We start from the raw sequence: 19236 nt of genomic DNA, 5'->3' as shown, positions 1-19236 counted from the left end.
TTTTTTATAAAGAAGAAAGCGGTCAGGCATCCTGTACTCAGGAAGCCCGCTCTCCAGTAAACCCGATTGCAATGCCTGCCTGTCAGCAGGTGATTTGGCACAAAACACAACGTTTCAGAGCTCGACTTTCTCTTTATATTCGCACAGATCTTCAATCAGGCAGGAGCCGCAGCGCGGTTTACGGGCAATGCAGGTATAACGTCCGTGTAAAATCAGCCAGTGGTGGCAATCCACTTTAAATTCAGCGGGCACCACTTTTAGCAGCTTCTCTTCTACCTGCTCAACGTTCTTGCCAGGCGCAAAATTGGTACGGTTACAGACGCGGAAAATATGGGTATCCACGGCGATTGTCGGCCAGCCAAAGGCGGTGTTCAGCACCACGTTGGCGGTTTTACGCCCAACGCCGGGCAGGGCTTCCAGCGCGGCGCGATCTTCCGGCACTTCGCCATTATGCTGCTCCAGCAGTATGCGGCAGGTCTTGATCACGTTTTCCGCTTTGCTGTTAAACAGGCCGATGGTTTTAATGTACTGCTTTACGCCCTCGACGCCGAGCTCCAGCATCCCTGCGGGCGTATTGGCGACCGGATAGAGCTTCGCCGTTGCCTTATTGACGCTGACATCGGTGGCCTGCGCCGAGAGCAGCACCGCAATCAGCAGCTCAAAAGGGGAGTTAAACTGTAGCTCGGTTGTGGGATGAGGATTGTTATCCCGCAGTCGTGACAGAATCTGATAGCGTTTTTCTTTATTCACACCGCTTTCCCGGCTGGTTCCTGTGCAAGGCTCTGCTGCGCGGCGGCACGCGCCTTCAATTTCTGATCGATGATATATTTGGCCGCCAGCAGCATACCGAGGCCAATAAAGGCGCCCGGTGGCAGCATCGCCAGCAGCATTGGCGAATCGAAATGTACGACTTCGATGCGCAACACTTTCGCCCAACTGCCCAGCAGCTGATCGGCACCGTTAAAAATTGTACCGTTGCCAATAATTTCACGCAGGCAGCCCAGCACGAACATCGCGCAGGTGGCACCCATACCGATGGCAAAGCCATCCAGCGCCGACAGCGGCACAGAACTTTTTGAGGCGACCGCCTCCGCGCGTCCCACTACAATGCAGTTGGTAACAATCAGCGGGATAAAGATCCCCAGCGACTGATACAGGCCGTAAGCGTAAGCGTTAATCAGCATCTGCACACAGCTCACCACCGAGGCGATGATCATAACGTAAATAGGAATACGGATTTCCGACGGCACCCAGCGGCGCGAGGCGGAGATAGCGCTGTTGGTGATGGTCAGCACCAGCGTGGTCGCCAGCCCCAGCCCCAGCGCGTTGGTAGCAGTGGAGGTCACGGCCAGCAGCGGGCAGAGGCCCAGCAGCTGCACCAGCGAAGAGTTGTTCTTCCACAGGCCGCCGATTAATAAATTTTTAGCTTCACTCATTAGCGTCTCCACAAACGGGTAGCGCAGAAATTTTTTCTGGCAGAGTTTCTATAAGCAGCGTAGCGCGTTTAGCCGCGTTAACCACTGCACGTGGGGTAATGGTCGCGCCGGTAAACTGATCGAAATCACCGCCATCTTTCTTTACCGCGAAATGGGTATCCTGTGCGCCGTTCAGTTGCACGTCACTAAAAGCCGTGATCCAGTCGGAAATGCGCAGATCGATTTTATCGCCCAGGCCTGGCGTTTCATGATGTTCAACCACCCGTACGCCCAGTACTTTGCCATGGAAATCGGCGCCAACCAGCATCTGGATCGCGCCGGAATAGCCGTCTGGCGCGGTGGTTTCCAGCGCTGCTGCGACCGGGCGATCGTCTTTACGCGCCACGTATAAACGGTGGGGCTTGTCATTGCCTAACGCGCTATCGGTGACAACGTAACATTCATCCTGCATTACGTTATTATATTTTTCAGGCGGCACCACCTGATCCAGCAGGATTTTTTGCTGCACTGCGGTTTGGTGAGCAATAGTCGGCCTGGTAACCGTATTGATCACTGCGGTCAGGCCGGTGGTTACAGCGGCAAACAGCGCCAGCCTTACGCCATTTTTACGTATGGTATCCAGCATGCTTTACTCCTTGCGGTGGCCGTATACGCGCGGCTGGGTATAGTAATCAATCAGTGGCACGCAGATATTCGCCAGCAGCACCGCAAAGGCAACGCCATCCGGATAGCCGCCAAAACTACGGATTAGCCAGACCAACAGACCAATCAGTGCGCCATAAAGCAGGCGGCCTTTATTGGTCGTGGAGGCGGTAATCGGATCGGTTGCGATAAAAAACGCGCCCAGCATGGTTGCGCCGGAAAAGAGATGAATCATCGGCGACGCCAGCGTAGCGGGAGAAAACAGCCAGCCCAGCGTGGCGCAGAGCAGCAGCGCAAGCAGAAAGCTCAACGGAATATGCCAGCGGATAGTGCCTTTCGCCAGCAGAAACAGCCCGCCCAGCAGAAAAGCCGCATTTACCCATTGCCAGCCGAGGCCGGCAAGCACGCCGCTGTAGATCGGCTGGGCCAGCAGCTGATCGGCGCTGTGGCCGGCGCGCAGGCCGGTTTTAAAATTATCCAGTGGGGTTGCCTGGCTAATGCCGTCCACTCCCAGCTGCAGCTGTTGCATGGTATCGCCTGCCAGCGTGTGATGCGTAAAGATCATGCTCAGCGAGTCAGCCAGGCCGGGCGTGACGGATTGCAGCGCCTGTGGCGGTAGCCAGCTGGTCATCTGCACCGGGAAGGAGATTAACAGCACCACATAACCGATCATCGCCGGGTTAAACGGGTTTTGTCCCAGCCCGCCATATAGATGCTTGGCGATGATAATGGCAAAGGCAGTGCCAATAACGATCAGCCACCAGGGAGCCAGCGGCGGCAGGCTAATGCCCAGCAGCACCGCGGTCAGCAGGGCGGAGTGATCTTTCAGGTTTACCAATACCGGCTGTTTACGCAGATGTAAAATGGCCGCCTCGGTGCCCCAGGCCGTCAGCGCCGCCAGCGCTATCTGAATAAGGTTGCCATAGCCAAAGAAATAGCACTGGGCAATGATGCCCGGTACGGCGGCCAGCAGCACCAGCAGCATAATGCGGCTGGTGGCGCGATGGTTATGCGTATAAGGGGAGCTTGCAATACGAAACATTTAATCCTCAAGGCTCTGCTGCTGTGCTTTACGCGCTTTGGCGCGGGCAACGGCGGCGGCAACGGCAGCCTTACGGCGCGCATCCGCATCCGTATCCGTTTCCATGTTGTTGTCCGCCTGCTGTTGCTGCTGTTGCTGTGCTTTTTTCGCTTTGGCACGGGCAATGGCGGCTTCTACCGCTGCCTTGCGCGGATCGACCGGCGCTTCGTCAGCCGCCGGAAGACGTTGCGGCTGCCCGTCAACGCCTGGTGCATCAGCGCTGGCGGCCTGCGCCTGTGCCGCTTTTTTCGCTTTGGCACGGGCAATGGCAGCCTCCACCGCTGCCTTGCGCGGATCGACCGGCGCTTCGTCAGCCGCCGGGGGACGTTGCGGCTGCCCGTCAACGCCTGGCGCATCAGCGCTGGCGGCCTGCGCCTGTGCCGCTTTCTTCGCTTTGGCGCGGGCAATGGCAGCCTCCACCGCTGCCTTGCGCGGATCGACCGGCGCTTCGTCAGCCGCCGGGAGACGTTGCGGCTGCCCGTCAACGCCTGGCGCATCAGCGCTGGCGGCCTGTGCCTGTGCCGCTTTTTTCGCTTTGGCGCGGGCAATGGCGGCTTCTACCGCTGCCTTGCGCGGATCGACCGGCGTGGCGGCGTCGGCAACCGGAGAGGTCGCATCGGTCGCTGGCACGCTGTGACTTTCCGCATTCATGTCATTCTCAGCTTCTGACCGCGCGACGCCTGCCGCCTGCGCTTTTTTCGCTTTGGCGCGAGCGATAGCGGCTTCCACTGCCGCCTTGCGCGGATCGCCTGCCTGACGCGACAGCGGCTCGGTTTCCGCCTGTTTTTCCGCCTGACGGGCGCGGGCCATCGCCTTACGCGCTTCGCGTTGCGCAATAACCGCAGCGTTGTCAGGTTCCTGTCCGGCTTGCACTTCAACAGTTTCGGCTGCTTTCCTGGCCTTCACGCGCTCAAGCGCGGCGGCGATTTCATTCTGCTCGCTGGCGCTGACCCGGCGTTTCGCCTGGGTATGACGCGCTTCGCGCTCCAGCTTTTCACGCTCAAGACGCGCCTGGCGCGCTTCAAAACGCGCTTTGGCCTCAGCGGTACGCTTCGCCTCCAGATCGATAGCGCGCAGTTCTGCTTTTTCCTGACGGTAATACTGCACCAGCGGGATATTACTGGGACAAACCCAGGCGCAGGCGCCGCACTCAATGCAATCGTCAATATGATAAGCCCGCGCTTTGTCATGATCGCCCCCCTGGCTGTACCAGTAGAGCTGTTGCGGCAGCAGATTCGCCGGACAGGCATCAGCGCAGGCGCTGCAGCGAATACAGGAGAGTTCCTGTTGGGGCGCGCCCATCTCGCTGGCAGAGGGTGCCAGCAGACAGTTGGTGATTTTTACTACCGGCACATCCAGCGCGGGCAGGGTAAAGCCCATCAGCGGACCGCCCATAATCACCATCTGCTGCGGCTGCGGCTGGAAACCCGCCTGATGCAGCAAATGGCTGACGGGGGTACCAAGACGTCCCCAGACGTTACCGGGCTGCGTCACCGCTTCGCCAGTCAGGGTCACCACGCGTTCGGTTAGCGGCTCGCCGTCGATAATGGCGCGCTTAACCGCCCAGGCGGTGCCGACATTTTGCATCAGCACGCCAATATCAGAAGAGCGCCCGCCGTGTGGAACCTCTTTGCCGGTAAGAATTTTAGTTAACTGTTTTGCACCGCCGGAAGGGTACTTGGTAGGGATCACGCGGAGTTGCAGATCGGTGCTGTTGCCCAGCGCACGCTTCAGGGCGGCAATCGCTTCTGGCTTATTGTCCTCAATGCCGATCAGTACGCGTTCCGCCTGCAACACCCAGGCAAGAATACGGCTGCCTTCCAGCACCTCATCGGCACAATCCTGCATCAGCCGATCGTCGGCAGTGATATAGGGTTCACATTCGGCGGCGTTAATAATCAGCGTACGAGTGCTGTTAAGCCCGCCTTTTAACTTGGTTGCAGTAGGGAAGCCTGCACCGCCAAGACCTGCCACGCCTGCCTGATGAATACGTTTTATCAGCTCTTCACGCGGCAGCTGGCGATAATCGGTCAGCGGTTGGCGCTCAATCCAGCGATCTTCACCGTCAGGAATGATAAATACAGAGATCTCAGCCAGCCCGGAAGGATGCGCAGTCATATGCGGACCAATCGCCTCTACCGTGCCGGAAGTGGGCGCATGTACCGGCAGCATTCGACCATTGCCGAATGTCAGCGGCTGGCCGCGCAGCACCTTGTCGCCTGGCTTAATGCAGAGTTCGCCTTCATGGCCGATGTGTTGTTTCAGCGGGATAATAAAGCGGTCCGCCAGCGGCAGATGACGCAGCGGCGTGCCGTTTGACTGGGTTTTCATTTCAGGCGGATGAATGCCGCCGTCGAAATCCCAGATTTTATCTTTACGGAATAGATTCAGAAGGTTAAGCATGATGTTCCACAGGAATAACCCGAACAGGGATAGTGTGCAGATCCCATTTCCAGTTGGCTGTCGTGGTGGCAACCGGGCGCATTTCAATACAGTCGGTCGGGCAGGGGGCGACGCAAAGGTCGCAGCCGGTACACACATCGCTTAGCACGGTGTGCATGGCACGGGTGGCGCCGACAATAGCATCTACCGGACAGGCCTGAATGCACTTGGTACAGCCAATACAGTTGGCCTCGTCGATCCAGGCAACGGTGCGTACCGGCTCTTTGACGCTGGCAACGCCATCCAGCGGCTGCGGCTCAACATTCAGTAGCTCTGCCAGTTTCAGCATGGTTTGCTCACCGCCGGGGGCGCATTTATTGATCGCCTCGCCATTGTTGCCGACCGCTTCGGCATAAGGGCGGCAGCCGGCGTAACCGCACTGCCCGCACTGGCTCTGCGGCAGAGTTGCGTCGATTTGTTCCACGATGGGGTCCGCTTCTACTTTGAAGCGGCGCGAAGCGTAGCCCAGCAGCCCGCCAAAAATCAGGCCCAGGGCGCTAATTGCAATAACAGCTATCCAGATAGCGGACATCAGAATTTCACCAGACCAGAGAAGCCCATAAACGCCAGCGCCATCAGGCCAGCGGTAATCAGGGCAATAGAAGAACCTTTGAACGGCGCCGGCACGTTAGCCAACACCAGACGCTCGCGCATCCCGGCAAATAACACCATTACCAGCGAAAAGCCCAGCGAAGCGCTGAAGCCATAGAGCGCCGCCTGCAAAAAGGTATGGTTGAGGTTAACGCTCAGCAGAGGCACCGCCAGCACCGCACAGTTGGTGGTAATCAACGGCAAAAAAATACCCAGCAGACGATAAAGCGGCGGACTGGTTTTACGCACCACCATTTCGGTGAACTGTACGGTTACCGCAATCACCAGAATGTAGGAGAGCGTACGCAGGTAAACGAGATCCAGCGGCAACAGAATCAGATGGTTCACCAGCCAGGAGCAAATTGAGGCCAGCGTAATCACAAAGGTGGTCGCCAGCCCCATGCCTATCGCCGTTTCCAGCTTTTTGGAGACGCCCATAAACGGGCAAAGGCCGAGAAACTTCACCAGAACGAAGTTATTCACCAGCACGGTGCCAACAAAAAGAAGCAGGTAATCGGTCATCGTTTCGCCCGGAGTAATAAAAGCCGCTTATTATCAAATATTCCCGACGCTATCACAACGGCACCGCGCCGTTAAAAAAGCAGCAAAAGCACTCAGGATTAAATTTAAAGTAATTTTCATGGCGCTCAGGGCGCGATAAACGTCGCTTTTACCCGTCGGGAACGTCTGAAATAGGGCACCAGTACCGCCGCCGCCAGCAAAGCGATCAGCAAAGAGCGCACCGCCGCGCCATCGGTGACCGGCGAAAAGGCGAAGGTTTTCAAAGCCAGCACCACCGTTAACAGCAGCCAGATAACATAATGACGTGGCAGGCGCCGCGAGCGCAAACAGAAAATCCACGTTACCCAGGCGCTGTAACACCATACGGCCAGCGAAGTTGCCAGCGATAATCCCCACTGTAAAAGAAACGTATGGTCATGACTGAACAGCAGTTCGCGCCACGCGGGATTAAACAGGGCGCTAATATACATCACCACGACCAGCGCACTGGTTATCAGGGTCACAATCAGCCAGGCGAGCGGCAGCAGTAGCCAGCCGCCAGGACGCGGCGGGGAAGAGGTTAATGACATAATGCATTCCTTACAGCAGAAACGGAGGCGTGAGACAGGCGTTGTCCAAGCGAATCACGCCTGTTGGACCGGGCATTATAGGGGAAAGAAGCGGAAGGAAACAGGCAGGATTAAACCACGTAGCGCCAAACCGACTTAGGCACTTCGCCTAAATTAAATAACCGTCCGCCGGAAACCAGCTCTGCACGACGATGATCGGCAGCGCGGTACATATTCATTAATTCCCGATCGTCAGTCAGCGAGTAATTAAGATGATCAAATAATTTTTCCAGACTTTCAGAGGTATTCACTTTACGAAATTTTAACAGGTAATCTTGCGCTGTCATAATAACCATAATTATGGAAAGAAGAATGAGCGACTCAGTATAGAGAGGCCGCGCCATCTGTCCAGATCCTGCCGGATAAAAATTGGTTAAATTCAGAAAATAGCGCTGTTCAGAAAGAGTTAAGATTCAAACTTAACCTTTGATCGGCTTTTTTATTATCGCAAACGATTACGCAGCGACTTATTACCAGAAATGAAGCGAGGGCTAGGATTTTTCCTAATAAATAATATTTAACTACAGAGTTGTCATATAAGGAAAAAGTGACAGATCCTCTGTCACAATAAACCTCTATATTCTTACATTCTGGCCATTTGCGCCTTAATTGTTAACATTTTTGCTAAAAATCACGCACTCCTGCATTGTGCGAATCATCACAAAACCATTATTTAACTGCCCGAATCTGGCGTTAACGCTGACGACTGAAGTTTACACGACTTTGTAATCGGTTCCAAAGATGGGTGCGCTAAGCGCTTTTCTTTATTACATTTATTTAACAGTCTCGCCATTCAACTTCAGGTAAATTGTCCATATTGCCCACAGAAAATTATCAAACATGAAACAGTTAACTCATTTAATTAATTGAATTTTGTGAAGTATATCCAAATCTGACGTAGCCGAATCGGCCAGGCTGTAGGGGCTTTTGTACCTGAACATCTGAATCCCATCAGAGGAATAAATATTATGTGGAAGCGTTTACTTATCTCAGCCATGGTGAGCGCTGCGCTCGCCGCGCCGGTGCTGGCGGCAGATTTAACCGTTGGCTTTTCCCAGGTTGGCTCTGAATCAGGCTGGCGCGCCGCTGAAACCAGCGTAGCGAAAAGCGAGGCGGCAAAGCGTGGCATCACCCTGAAAATTGCCGATGGTCAGCAGAAACAGGAAAACCAGATCAAGGCGGTACGTTCGTTTATTGCGCAGGGCGTAGACGCCATCTTTATTGCGCCGGTGGTGCAAACAGGTTGGGAACCAGTACTGGAAGAAGCCAGGGATGCGGAGATCCCGGTGTTCCTGCTTGACCGCGCTATCGTAGTGAAAGATCCGTCACTCTATATGTCAGTGGTCACGGCGGACAATGTGTTGGAGGGTCGGCTAATCGGCGACTGGCTGGTAAAACAGATGAACGGCAAGCCTTGTAACGTTGTGGAGCTGCAGGGAACGGTAGGGGCCAGTGTGGCTATCGATCGCAAAAAAGGCTTCGCTGAAGCGATCGCCAATACGCCGGGGATCAAAATAATTCGTTCGCAGTCCGGCGACTTTACCCGTAGCAAAGGTAAAGAAGTGATGGAAAGCTTTATTAAGGCGGAAAATAACGGGAAAAATATCTGCATGGTTTATGCGCACAACGACGATATGGCGATCGGCGCGATTCAGGCTATTAAAGAAGCCGGATTAAAACCGGGCAAAGATATTCTCACCGGCTCGATTGATGGCGTACCCGATATTTATAAAGCGATGCTGGCAGGCGAAGCCAACGCCAACGTTGAGTTAACGCCGAATATGGCTGGCCCGGCATTTGACGCGCTGGAGAAATTCAAGCAGAACGGCACCGTACCGCCAAAAGTGATTAAAACCGTGACTACGCTCTGGCTGCCTGCTGATGCACAAAGCGAGCTCGATAAGAAAAAAGATATGGGCTATTAAGGCGAGCTTAACCCCTGCTGTCGGCCAGGCATCGCTGCCTGCGCCGACCTTCTTATCTACCGAGGCGCATTATGAACGAGCAAACCGATCGGCTGCTGGATATTCGTGGCGTCAGCAAATTCTTTCCCGGCGTAAAGGCGCTGGATAATGTCTCTTTTAGCCTGGGGCGTGGAGAGATCATGGCGCTGCTGGGCGAAAACGGAGCGGGAAAATCAACCCTGATTAAAGTACTGACCGGCGTTTATCAGCGTGACGCCGGTGAGATTATCCTGGATGGTCAGCCGATAGCGCCGCGCAATACCGCGCAGGCGCAGCAGGCAGGGATCGGTACCGTTTATCAGGAGGTCAATTTGCTGCCGAACATGTCGGTGGCGGATAATCTGTTTATCGGGCGCGAGCCGCGCCGCTTCGGGATGGTTGATCGAAAGAGAATGGTCAGGGAGGCCCGCAGCCTGCTTAATCGTTATGGTTTCGAGCTGGATGTTAACCGCCCGCTGGGGCACTACTCTGTGGCGATGCAGCAAATTATCGCTATCTGCCGTGCGGTAGATCTCTCTGCTCAGGTGCTGATCCTGGATGAGCCCACCGCCAGCCTTGATGCCAGCGAAGTTGAAATGCTGTTTACCTTGATGAATCAGCTCAGAGCCAAAGGCATGAGCCTGATCTTTGTCACGCACTTCCTTGACCAGGTTTATCGCGTCTGCGATCGCATTACCGTACTGCGTAACGGGCAATATATCGCTACCCGTGACACCCATACGCTATCCCAGCTGGAGCTGATTAAACTGATGCTGGGCCGCGACCTGCTGCAAACGGCGCTACAGCGTGCCGGACGCACGCTGCGCAGTGAAAAACCGGTAGTGGAATTTCATCATTACGGTAAGAAGGGCGTGGTTGAGCCGTTTGATCTGCAGGTGCGCCCCGGCGAAGCGGTGGGGCTGGCGGGGCTATTAGGATCGGGCCGTACTGAGACAGCTGAACTGCTGTTTGGCATTCGCCGTCCCGATAGCGGTACGGCCATTATCCGCGGTAAAAAGCAAAATATCCGTAGTCCGGCGCAGGCTTCGCGACTTGGCATGGGATTCTGTCCCGAAGATCGTAAAACCGACGGTATCATCGGTGCCGCTTCGGTCCGGGAAAATATCATTCTGGCGCTACAGGCGCAGCGGGGCTGGCTGCGTCCAATCAGCGATCGTGAACAGAGTGAGATCGCCCAGCGTTTTATTCGCCAGCTGGGTATTCGTACACCCAGCGACGATCAGCCTGTTGAGCTGCTCTCAGGCGGTAATCAGCAAAAGGTACTGCTTTCGCGCTGGCTGGTCACCCGACCCCAGTTTTTGATTCTTGATGAGCCAACGCGTGGCATTGACGTTGGCGCACATGCGGAAATTATTCGCCTGATCGAGACGCTTTGCGCTGACGGGCTGGCGCTACTGGTGATCTCTTCAGAGCTGGAAGAGCTGGTGGGTTACGCCGATCGCGTGGTGATCTTGCGCGATCGACAGCAGGTCGCGGAAATTCCGCTGGAGAAACTGTCGGTGGCGGCGATCGTCAGCGCAATTGCGGATGGAGGAACTCAACATGCCTGAAAGCCACCTGTTATCGGAGAAACCCGTGATGCAGAAGCGTAAATTCCCCCCTGGTATGCCACAGCTGGCGGCGTTGATTCTGGTGCTGCTGGTCGACAGTCTGGTAGCACAAAACTTTTTTGCGCTGCATTTGCAGGATGGGCGACTGTTTGGCAGCCCGGTTGACATACTTAACCGCGCAGTGCCGGTTGCACTGCTGGCCATCGGCATGACGCTGGTGATCGCCACCGGGGGCATCGATCTTTCCGTGGGCGCAATTATGGCGATTGCCGGTGCCACGGCAGCAACCTTAACGGTAGCGGGGCATAGTTTGCCGGTGATTATTCTGGCCACCTTGGCCAGCGGCGCGCTGTGTGGCCTGTGGAATGGCATTCTGGTGGCGCTACTGAAGATCCAACCGTTTGTTGCCACCCTGATCCTGATGGTGGCCGGGCGCGGGATTGCTCAGCTGATTACCCAGGGGCAAATCGTGACCTTTGACAGCGACGCGCTGGGCTGGATCGGTAATGGCGCGTTTGCGCTGTTGCCGGTGCCGGTGTGGATCGCTGCGATCGTCGCGCTGTTGGTTTGGCTGCTAACGCGTAAAACCGCGCTGGGGCTGTTTATCGAAGCCGTGGGCATTAATTTGCGCGCCGCACGTAACGCTGGCGTCAACGGCTGGCTGGTAGTGATGTCTGTCTATGTGATTAGCGGACTGTGCGCGGCGGTGGCCGGGTTAATTGTTGCAGCGGATATTCGCGGGGCCGATGCCAACAATGCCGGATTATGGCTGGAGCTGGATGCGATTCTGGCTGTGGTGATCGGCGGCGCTTCGTTGATGGGGGGGCGCTTTAATCTGTGGCTCTCGCTGCTGGGCGCGCTGATTATTCAGGCGATGAATACCGGCATTCTGCTTTCTGGCTTTCAGCCGGAGCTGAATCAAGTCGTCAAAGCGGTGGTGGTGATGGCGGTCCTGCTGCTGCAGTCACCGCGTTTTCTGCAATTACTGAAACGGCGAGGCAAAAATGCTTAAACGTCATTTACCCCTGATGATTACGCTGTTGGTGTTTGTCACGGGCTATCTGTTTTGTCTGACACAGTTTCCCGGCTTCGCCTCTACCCGCGTGATTGGCAATATTCTTACCGATAACGCGTTTCTTGGCATAGTCGCCGTCGGCATGACCTTTGTGATCCTCTCCGGCGGGATCGATCTCTCTGTGGGTGCGGTGATCGCCTTTACCGGCGTTTTTCTTGCCAGAGCGATTGGCGACCTCCATCTTTCCCCCTGGCTGGCTTTCAGCATTATTTTGCTGGCGGGTGCCGCTTTCGGCGCGCTGATGGGATGGCTGATCGATGCGCTGAAGATCCCGGCATTTATTATTACTCTGGCGGGGATGTTTTTCTTGCGCGGCTGTAGCTATCTGATCGCGGAAAGTTCGATACCGATTGATCATCCCCTTTACAGCACGCTTTCCAGTATGGCGTGGAAAATGCCGGGCGGAGGGCGGCTGAGCCTGATGGCGTTAATCATGCTGATGGTGGTGGCGCTGGGAATTATGCTGGCGCATCGTACGCGCTTTGGCAATCAGGTATATGCCATCGGCGGCAGTATGCATTCGGCGCAGCTAATGGGCGTTTCAACCCGCGCCACCACCGTGAAGGTTTACATGCTTTCCACTTTACTGGCAACGCTGGCGGGGATTGTTTTCTCGCTCTATACCTCGGCGGGCTATGCGCTGGCGGGCATGGGCGTGGAGCTGGATGCTATCGCATCGGTCGTTATTGGCGGCACGCTGCTTTCCGGCGGGGTAGGCACCGTGCTGGGCACGCTGTTTGGCGTGCTGATTCAGGGACTGATTCAGACCTGGATTAATTTTGACGGCACCCTGAGTTCATGGTGGACCAAAATCGCCATTGGCATTCTACTGTTTGCTTTTATCGCGCTCCAGCGTCTGCTGACAGTGATATGGGATCGGCAGCAGAATGCACCGGTGAGGCGTATTACGCTAAAACCCTAGCTATGGCGCACCATGTCTGACGGTATCCTTTGGCATGCCAGCCAGGGGTTACCGTTCATACGTGGTGTGCTTTTTAACAATATTAATTAGTTACAACATACTATGGAGTGGATTTCCGACCCGGTTTCAGCATGCACCGAACCCAAGTCATAAAAAAGCCGCATCATTGATGCGGCTTTTTGCTCAGCTAATGAAGTTAGCGGTTCAGGCGGTAATACACCTCATTCCAGCGCAGCGCATCCTTGAAAGCAGGCAGCGTAGTGTCATTATCAATCACCATCACCTCGATACCGTGCATCTCTGCATACAAACGCATATCATCCACATCCAGCGCCTGGCTGAAGACAGTATGATGCGCGCCGCCGCCGAGGATCCAGGCTTCAGACGCCGTGGCAAGCGAAGGCTGCGCTTTCCACAAGGCGTTGGCCACCGGTAGCTTCGGCAACGGCTGCGGCTGTTCAATCGCATCCACCACGTTGACCAGCAGGCGGAAGCGGTCGCCCATATCGATAACACTGGCGTTAACCGCCGGGCCGGCAGGCGTCGAGAAGATCAGGCGGGCCGGGTCGGCTTTGCCGCCAATGCCAAGGAACTGTACATCCAGCAAAGGTTTCTCTTCTTTAGCGATAGAGGGGCAAACCTCCAGCATATGCGAACCCAGTACCAGCTCATTGCCCGGCGAGAAGTGATAGGTGTAGTCTTCCATAAAGGAGGTGCCGCCAGGCCGATCTCCCGCCATCACCTTGAAAATATGCAGCAAAGCGGCGGTTTTCCAGTCACCTTCACCCGCGAAACCATAACCCTGCGCCATCAGGCGCTGAACCGCCAGGCCCGGCAACTGAGTCATGCCGTGCAGCGTCTGGAAGTTTGTTGTAAACGCGCGGCAGCCTTCATCGTCCAGAAAACGTTTCATACCCAGTTCGATACGTGCCGCATCCAGCACGTTCTGGCGTTTCTCGCCGTTAACGGCGGCGACGGCACTAAACCGGTACTGGCTTTCATATTCATCAATTAACGCGTTAACATCGCCATCGCTGACCTGATTAATCACCTCTACCAGATCGCCCACGCCCCAGCCGTTAACGGCATAACCAAACTGGATCTGCGCCGCAACTTTATCGCCCTCGGTTACCGCGACTTCACGCATATTGTCGCCAAAGCGCGCCACTTTCAGCTGCTGACTGGCGTGACGCGCCGCCGAAGCGCGCATCCACTTACCGATACGCTGATGGCTCTGGCTCTCCTGCCAGTGGCCGGTTATCACACTATGAGAAAGACCCATGCGCGCGCCGATAAAACCAAACTCACGGCCGCCGTGCGCCGTCTGATTCAGGTTCATAAAATCCATATCCATGGTTTCCCACGGGATCTCCGCGTTAAACTGGGTATGGAACTGCAGCAGCGGCTTATTCAGCACCGACAGACCGCCGATCCACATTTTGGCCGGCGAGAAGGTGTGCAGCCAGGTAATAATACCGATGCAGCTGTTGTCATAGTTAGCGTCGCGGCAGAGCGCCAGCGCTTCGTCCGGACTTTTCACCAGCGGCTTCAGGACCAGTTTTACCGGCAGGCCCGCTTCGCGATTCAGCCCATCGACCACCTGCTGCGCATGATCGGCGACCTGGCGCAGCGTCTCCGGTCCATACAGATGCTGGGTGCCAATCACAAACCACACGCTCAGCGAATCGAACTGTTGCATAAAAACTCCTTAAATAGCGGAAGAGGGACGTGCGGCATAATTCGGTTCAGCTGTCGCACACCACTGTTGATAACGTTCATAAAGTTGCTGATAGCGCGCCACGCGCGACGCATCGGGCTGCAGCGTTTTCTCTACCGGGCTGGCCATCTGTTGCTGGGCGCTGGGAACATCGTCATACACGCCCGCCGCTACGGCGGCAAAGATCGCCGCGCCCAGTGCACAGCACTCATCGGATGCCACAATATCCAGCGGTCGATTCATCACATCGCAGCAGACCTGCATAATTGCCGGAGATTTACGGGCGATGCCGCCCAGCGTCAGGATGTTCTCTACCGGGATCTGCTGCTGTTCGAAACACTCCATAATGGCGCGTGCACCAAAGGCGGTGGCGGCGATAAAGCCACCAAACAGGGTGGGCGCGTCGGTACCCAGATTGAGATCGGTGATCACGCCTTTCAGACGCTGGTTGGCAAACGGCGTACGGCGGCCGTTAAACCAGTCCAGTACCACGGGCAGATGATCCAGTTGCGGGTTAGCGACCCAGGCATCGGTTAACTGGCGCAGCAGGTCCTGCGACAACGCCTCAAGCTGCGGTTTTAACTCTGGCTGTTGACGGGCGGCCAGCTGCAGCGGCCAGTTCAGCAGACGACTGAACCAGGCATACATATCGCCAAAAGCGGACTGGCCCGCTTCCAGCCCCATCGCGCCTGGCGTGACGCTACCGTCAACCTGACCACAAATTCCTTCAATCGCACGGCTGCCGACGCGTTCGCTGTCAGCAATCAGAATGTCGCAGGTGGAGGTGCCAATCACTTTTACCAGGGTATAAGGCTGGGCACCGGCGCCCACCGCGCCCATATGGCAGTCAAACGCGCCGCCGGAGAGCACCACGGAGGTAGAAAGGCCGAGACGCTGCGCCCATTCCGGGGTGAGCGTGCCAACGGGTTTTTCCGCGGTAAACGTATCGGTAAACAGGGGATAATCCAGCTGTTGAGTCAGCATGGGATCGAGCGCGTTAAAGAATGCCGCTTGCGGCAGGCCGTCCCACTGCGGATGCCACAGGGATTTATGACCAGCGGCGCAGCGCCCACGACGAATGGCTGCCGGAGCGGTGGTGCCGCTCAATAATGCTGGCACCCAGTCGCACAGTTCAATCCAGGAAACGGCGGCGTCGCGCACGGCGGCGTCAGCGCGGGAGACGTGCAAAATTTTTGCCCAGAACCATTCAGAGGAGTACACGCCGCCAATATAGCGCGAGTAATCTTCAAACTGGCCGCTGCGACAGAGTTGATTAATCTCCTCCGCTTCTTCAATGGCGGTGTGATCTTTCCACAGCACAAACATCGCATTGGGGTTATCAGCAAATTCAGGGCGCAACGCCAGTACGTTACCGTCACGGTCGATCGGTGCCGGCGTTGAGCCGGTAGAATCCACACCGATGCCGACAACCGCAGCGCGCTGCTCTTCGCTCAGGCGCGCCACCACGCCACAAATTGCTTTTTCCAGCGCCTCAATATAATCCAGCGGATGATGACGGAACTGGCTGACCTGCGGCACGCTATACTGGCCGGCCATCCAGCGCGTATAGGGCGCCACCTCTTTTTGTAGTTCCTCGCCGCTTTGGCAGTCTACTGCCAGGGCGCGAACCGAATCGCTGCCAAAGTCCAGACCAATCGTTATGGCACCAGCACGCATTCGGGCTCTCCTGTTAATGAACAATCGCAGGCTCTAACACTAAAAAGCGTGGCGGTTTTCGGTTAGCCCTTGCCAGCTGCATATATGCATTTTTCTGTCATCGTCATGGGTTATGTGAAGCCGGTCAAAAGTTAATGCTCGGTTAAATCTGCTGAATTTATGGATTAAATTGCTATTGTTTTGCTATGTGATACCGCTCTACATTTCCTGGTGCATTTCCCGCTAAAACTAGCCCAGCGTTTGTTCAGGTAACGCGCAATATTAAAGCTAATTACCTGATTTGCCGTTTTCATAATCTTTTTAATCCGATTGGTATCGTTTACACCGTTTCGTTGCGCACAACGAAATAATTACACTGCGCCGGAGAACACCATGCACAAATTCACTAAAGCGTTAGCCGCCATTGGACTGGCTGCCGTTATGTCACAATCCGCTATCGCTGAGACGATGAAACTCGGCTTCCTGGTTAAACAGCCGGAAGAACCCTGGTTCCAGACGGAATGGAAATTCGCTGATAAAGCGGGCAAAGATTTGGGCTTTGATGTGATCAAGATTGCGGTGCCTGACGGCGAGAAGACGCTGAACGCCATTGACAGTCTGGCCGCCAGCGGCGCGAAAGGCTTTGTTATCTGTACTCCCGATCCCAAACTGGGATCGGCGATTATGGCAAAAGCCCGCAGCTACGATCTGAAAGTGATCGCGGTGGACGATCAGTTTGTTACCGCCAAAGGCAAACCGATGGATAGCGTGCCGCTGGTGATGATGGCGGCGACCAAAATCGGCGAGCGTCAGGGCCAGGAGCTGTATCAAGAGATGCAGAAACGCGGCTGGGATGTGAAAACCTCAGCGGTCATGGCGATCACTGCGAACGAACTGGACACCGCACGTCGCCGCACCTCTGGTTCCATCGAGGCGCTGAAGGCAGCCGGATTCCCGGAAAAGCAGATCTATCAGGTTCCTACCAAATCTAACGATATTCCCGGCGCTTTTGATGCCGCTAACTCGCTGCTGGTCCAGCATCCGGAAGTGAAAAACTGGCTGATTGTCGGCATGAACGATAACACCGTGCTGGGTGGCGTGCGCGCCACTGAAGGTCAGGGCTTTAAAGCGGCCAACGTTATTGGCATTGGCATCAACGGCGTGGATGCCATCAGTGAACTCTCTAAAGGTCAGGCGACCGGCTTCTACGGGTCGCTGCTGCCCAGCCCGGATGTACATGGCTACAAAAGTATCCAGATGCTGCACGACTGGGTGACCAACGATAATGAGCCACAAAAATTCACCGAAGTAACAGATGTGGTGCTGATTACCCGCGATAACTTCAAAGCTGAACTGGCGAAAAAAGGGTTGATGTAACGCGTGGTTTCATCGACGGGCGGCATGCGTCGCCCGGTAAGCAGGCCCGCACGGTTGATGCGGGCAGGTTGCGCTCATCTTACGCCGACTAACCGGCGTTCACAGTGAACAGGCAAAGCGGAGACACCATGAACACTGATTCAGCCTTTCTGTCGTTTCATGGCATCAGTAAAACTTTTCCCGGCGTAAAGGCGCTGCAGGATATCAGCTTCAGCTGCCGTGCAGGCGAGGTGCATGCGCTGATGGGAGAAAACGGCGCCGGTAAATCGACGCTGCTGAAAATCCTTAGCGGCAGCTACCAGCCCAGCGGCGGCACCATTCAGATTCAGGGCAGGCCGGTAAATTTCAGTCATACCACCGACGCGCTGAATGCTGGCGTGGCCATTATCTACCAGGAGCTGCACCTGGTGCCGGAAATGAGCATTGCGGAAAATATCTACCTTGGCCAGCTGCCACAGCGCGGCGGACTGGTTAACCGTAAGCTGCTGCGCTATGAGGCAGGGCTACAGCTGAAAAACCTCGGCATGGATATCGATCCCGATACGCCGCTGAAATATCTGTCGCTTGGGCAGTGGCAGATGGTGGAGATTGCCAAAGCGCTGGCGCGCAACGCCAAAATCATCGCCTTTGATGAACCCACCAGCTCACTGTCGGCGCGGGAAATCGAGCAGCTGTTCCGCGTTATTCGTCAGCTGCGTGCGGAAGGGCGCGTGGTGCTGTATGTGTCGCATCGTATGGAAGAGATCTTTGCGCTTAGCGACGCCATTACGGTGTTTAAAGATGGACGCTACGTGCGCACCTTTGACGATGTGCCCAATACCAGCCACGACATGTTGGTACAGGCGATGGTCGGGCGCGATCTGGGCGATGTCTATGGCTATGCGCCGCGTGAGCATGGCCCGGTGCGATTGCAACTGGAGGGCGTACATGCGGTCGGCGTGCGCCAGCCGGTCTCGTTCAACGTACACGCCGGTGAAATCGTCGGGCTGTTTGGTCTGGTTGGCGCCGGACGCAGCGAGCTAATGAAAGGGCTGTTTGGCGCGACATGCCTGAAGGCGGGACGTGTGCTGCTGGACGGCAAAGCCCTGGCTATCAGCGAGCCTTCAGATGCCATTCGCGCCGGGATTATGCTCTGTCCGGAAGATCGCAAAGCCGACGGCATTATTCCCGTCCATTCGGTGCGCGATAACATCAATATCTCTGCACGACGTAATAACCTGACGGCGGGGTGTTTGATCGATCGGCGCTGGGAATCGCAGAACGCCGATAAGCATATCCGGTCGCTGAATATCAAAACTCCGGGACCTGAACAACTGATTATGAACCTCTCCGGCGGCAACCAGCAGAAGGCGATCCTCGGCCGCTGGCTGTCAGAAGATATGAAGGTCATTCTGCTGGATGAGCCGACGCGTGGGATAGATGTCGGAGCAAAGCATGAAATCTATAACCTGATCTATGCGCTGGCGCAACAGGGCATTGCCGTGCTGTTCGCCTCCAGCGATCTGCCGGAAGTCATGGGTCTGGCCGATCGTATTCTGGTGATGCGCGAAGGTGAGATCGCCGGTGAATTGTTACATGATGAGGCAACGGAACAGCTTACGCTGAGCCTTGCCATGCCGAAAAATACGCAACAGACGGCCGCCGTGGCCTGAT

The 19236-nt window shown here is 55.8% G+C and carries 17 protein-coding genes; 6 read left to right on the top strand and 11 right to left on the bottom strand.

Annotation, left to right across the window (positions count from 1 at the left end):
- Positions 1-114 precede the first annotated feature (114 nt).
- The 9 genes from nth to ydgT form a co-directional block, all read right to left on the bottom strand.
- Positions 115-750, bottom strand: coding sequence for an endonuclease III (nth, locus tag ACQE3Z_RS05965; protein ID WP_426972679.1), 636 nt, complete (start codon positions 748-750; stop codon positions 115-117).
- Positions 747-1436, bottom strand: coding sequence for an electron transport complex subunit E (locus ACQE3Z_RS05960; protein ID WP_250652599.1), 690 nt, complete (start codon positions 1434-1436; stop codon positions 747-749). Before ACQE3Z_RS05960 ends, nth begins: the two co-directional genes overlap by 4 nt.
- Positions 1429-2061 carry an electron transport complex subunit RsxG gene (rsxG, locus tag ACQE3Z_RS05955; protein WP_426972677.1) on the bottom strand — a complete coding sequence of 211 codons (633 nt, stop codon included), beginning with the start codon at positions 2059-2061 and terminating at the stop codon, positions 1429-1431. The genes ACQE3Z_RS05960 and rsxG overlap by 8 nt, the downstream gene beginning before the upstream one ends.
- Before the next feature lie 3 nt (positions 2062-2064).
- Entirely contained in the window at positions 2065-3120 is a 1056-nt protein-coding gene (gene rsxD / locus ACQE3Z_RS05950; RefSeq protein WP_426972676.1) for an electron transport complex subunit RsxD, read from the bottom strand.
- Positions 3121-5562 carry an electron transport complex subunit RsxC gene (gene rsxC / locus ACQE3Z_RS05945; RefSeq protein WP_426972675.1) on the bottom strand — a complete coding sequence of 814 codons (2442 nt, stop codon included), beginning with the start codon at positions 5560-5562 and terminating at the stop codon, positions 3121-3123.
- Positions 5555-6133 (bottom strand): electron transport complex subunit RsxB, encoded by a 579-nt coding sequence (gene rsxB, locus ACQE3Z_RS05940; protein WP_426972673.1) that lies wholly within the window; start codon positions 6131-6133, stop codon positions 5555-5557. Before rsxB ends, rsxC begins: the two co-directional genes overlap by 8 nt.
- Complete coding sequence (rsxA, locus tag ACQE3Z_RS05935; protein ID WP_085071791.1) at positions 6133-6714, bottom strand: electron transport complex subunit RsxA; 582 nt, start codon at positions 6712-6714, stop codon at positions 6133-6135. Before rsxA ends, rsxB begins: the two co-directional genes overlap by 1 nt.
- 125 nt (positions 6715-6839) lie before the next feature.
- Positions 6840-7283 (bottom strand): DUF2569 domain-containing protein, encoded by a 444-nt coding sequence (locus tag ACQE3Z_RS05930; protein ID WP_426972672.1) that lies wholly within the window; start codon positions 7281-7283, stop codon positions 6840-6842.
- A gap of 110 nt (positions 7284-7393) precedes the next feature.
- Entirely contained in the window at positions 7394-7609 is a 216-nt protein-coding gene (ydgT, locus tag ACQE3Z_RS05925; protein ID WP_157130207.1) for a transcription modulator YdgT, read from the bottom strand.
- Positions 7610-8290: 681 nt separating this feature from the next.
- Here ydgT and ytfQ point away from each other — a divergent pair.
- From ytfQ to yjfF, 4 genes are all read left to right on the top strand, one after another.
- On the top strand, positions 8291-9247 hold the full coding sequence (ytfQ, locus tag ACQE3Z_RS05920) for a galactofuranose ABC transporter, galactofuranose-binding protein YtfQ (RefSeq protein ID WP_426972670.1): 957 nt from the start codon (positions 8291-8293) through the stop codon (positions 9245-9247).
- A 71-nt stretch (positions 9248-9318) separates the two neighbouring features.
- Positions 9319-10836 carry a galactofuranose ABC transporter, ATP-binding protein YtfR gene (gene ytfR / locus ACQE3Z_RS05915; protein WP_426972668.1) on the top strand — a complete coding sequence of 506 codons (1518 nt, stop codon included), beginning with the start codon at positions 9319-9321 and terminating at the stop codon, positions 10834-10836.
- Complete coding sequence (ytfT, locus tag ACQE3Z_RS05910; protein WP_426972667.1) at positions 10829-11848, top strand: galactofuranose ABC transporter, ATP-binding protein YtfT; 1020 nt, start codon at positions 10829-10831, stop codon at positions 11846-11848. Before ytfR ends, ytfT begins: the two co-directional genes overlap by 8 nt.
- Positions 11841-12833, top strand: a complete 993-nt coding sequence (yjfF, locus tag ACQE3Z_RS05905) for a galactofuranose ABC transporter, permease protein YjfF (RefSeq protein WP_426972666.1) — start codon at positions 11841-11843, stop codon at positions 12831-12833. Before ytfT ends, yjfF begins: the two co-directional genes overlap by 8 nt.
- 196 nt (positions 12834-13029) lie before the next feature.
- On the opposite strand, the gene araA is transcribed toward yjfF, so the two are convergent.
- Positions 13030-14532: an L-arabinose isomerase gene (araA, locus tag ACQE3Z_RS05900; protein ID WP_426972665.1), complete on the bottom strand. Its 1503-nt coding sequence runs from the start codon at positions 14530-14532 to the stop codon at positions 13030-13032.
- Positions 14533-14541: 9 nt separating this feature from the next.
- Positions 14542-16227 carry a ribulokinase gene (locus ACQE3Z_RS05895; RefSeq protein WP_426972663.1) on the bottom strand — a complete coding sequence of 562 codons (1686 nt, stop codon included), beginning with the start codon at positions 16225-16227 and terminating at the stop codon, positions 14542-14544.
- Positions 16228-16599: 372 nt separating this feature from the next.
- Here ACQE3Z_RS05895 and ACQE3Z_RS05890 point away from each other — a divergent pair, with 372 nt between their 5' ends.
- Positions 16600-17583 carry an arabinose ABC transporter substrate-binding protein gene (locus ACQE3Z_RS05890; protein ID WP_426972661.1) on the top strand — a complete coding sequence of 328 codons (984 nt, stop codon included), beginning with the start codon at positions 16600-16602 and terminating at the stop codon, positions 17581-17583.
- A gap of 128 nt (positions 17584-17711) precedes the next feature.
- A complete protein-coding gene (araG, locus tag ACQE3Z_RS05885; protein ID WP_426972660.1) occupies positions 17712-19235 on the top strand; it encodes an L-arabinose ABC transporter ATP-binding protein AraG in 1524 nt (507 codons plus the stop codon).
- Position 19236: the final 1 nt, after the last annotated feature.

Origin of the sequence: Pantoea sp. FN0307, from assembly GCF_050113815.1 — a bacterium.
GTDB lineage: Bacteria > Pseudomonadota > Gammaproteobacteria > Enterobacterales > Enterobacteriaceae > Mixta > Mixta alhagi.
This window is presented reverse-complemented; position numbering and strand designations above follow the sequence as displayed.

Excerpts from the sequence above, each read along its gene's own strand:
- rsxG (WP_426972677.1), bottom strand. The coding sequence starts at position 2,061 with ATGCTGGATACCATACGTAAAAATGGCGTAAGGCTGGCGCTGTTTGCC.
- rsxB (WP_426972673.1), bottom strand. The coding sequence starts at position 6,133 with ATGTCCGCTATCTGGATAGCTGTTATTGCAATTAGCGCCCTGGGCCTG.
- rsxC (WP_426972675.1), bottom strand. The coding sequence starts at position 5,562 with ATGCTTAACCTTCTGAATCTATTCCGTAAAGATAAAATCTGGGATTTC.
- rsxD (WP_426972676.1), bottom strand. The coding sequence starts at position 3,120 with ATGTTTCGTATTGCAAGCTCCCCTTATACGCATAACCATCGCGCCACC.
- araG (WP_426972660.1), top strand. The coding sequence starts at position 17,712 with ATGAACACTGATTCAGCCTTTCTGTCGTTTCATGGCATCAGTAAAACT.
- ytfR (WP_426972668.1), top strand. The coding sequence starts at position 9,319 with ATGAACGAGCAAACCGATCGGCTGCTGGATATTCGTGGCGTCAGCAAA.
- ACQE3Z_RS05890 (WP_426972661.1), top strand. The coding sequence starts at position 16,600 with ATGCACAAATTCACTAAAGCGTTAGCCGCCATTGGACTGGCTGCCGTT.
- rsxA (WP_085071791.1), bottom strand. The coding sequence starts at position 6,714 with ATGACCGATTACCTGCTTCTTTTTGTTGGCACCGTGCTGGTGAATAAC.
- araA (WP_426972665.1), bottom strand. The coding sequence starts at position 14,532 with ATGCAACAGTTCGATTCGCTGAGCGTGTGGTTTGTGATTGGCACCCAG.
- ytfQ (WP_426972670.1), top strand. The coding sequence starts at position 8,291 with ATGTGGAAGCGTTTACTTATCTCAGCCATGGTGAGCGCTGCGCTCGCC.
- ACQE3Z_RS05930 (WP_426972672.1), bottom strand. The coding sequence starts at position 7,283 with ATGTCATTAACCTCTTCCCCGCCGCGTCCTGGCGGCTGGCTACTGCTG.
- ydgT (WP_157130207.1), bottom strand. The coding sequence starts at position 7,609 with ATGACAGCGCAAGATTACCTGTTAAAATTTCGTAAAGTGAATACCTCT.
- ytfT (WP_426972667.1), top strand. The coding sequence starts at position 10,829 with ATGCCTGAAAGCCACCTGTTATCGGAGAAACCCGTGATGCAGAAGCGT.
- ACQE3Z_RS05895 (WP_426972663.1), bottom strand. The coding sequence starts at position 16,227 with ATGCGTGCTGGTGCCATAACGATTGGTCTGGACTTTGGCAGCGATTCG.
- ACQE3Z_RS05960 (WP_250652599.1), bottom strand. The coding sequence starts at position 1,436 with ATGAGTGAAGCTAAAAATTTATTAATCGGCGGCCTGTGGAAGAACAAC.
- yjfF (WP_426972666.1), top strand. The coding sequence starts at position 11,841 with ATGCTTAAACGTCATTTACCCCTGATGATTACGCTGTTGGTGTTTGTC.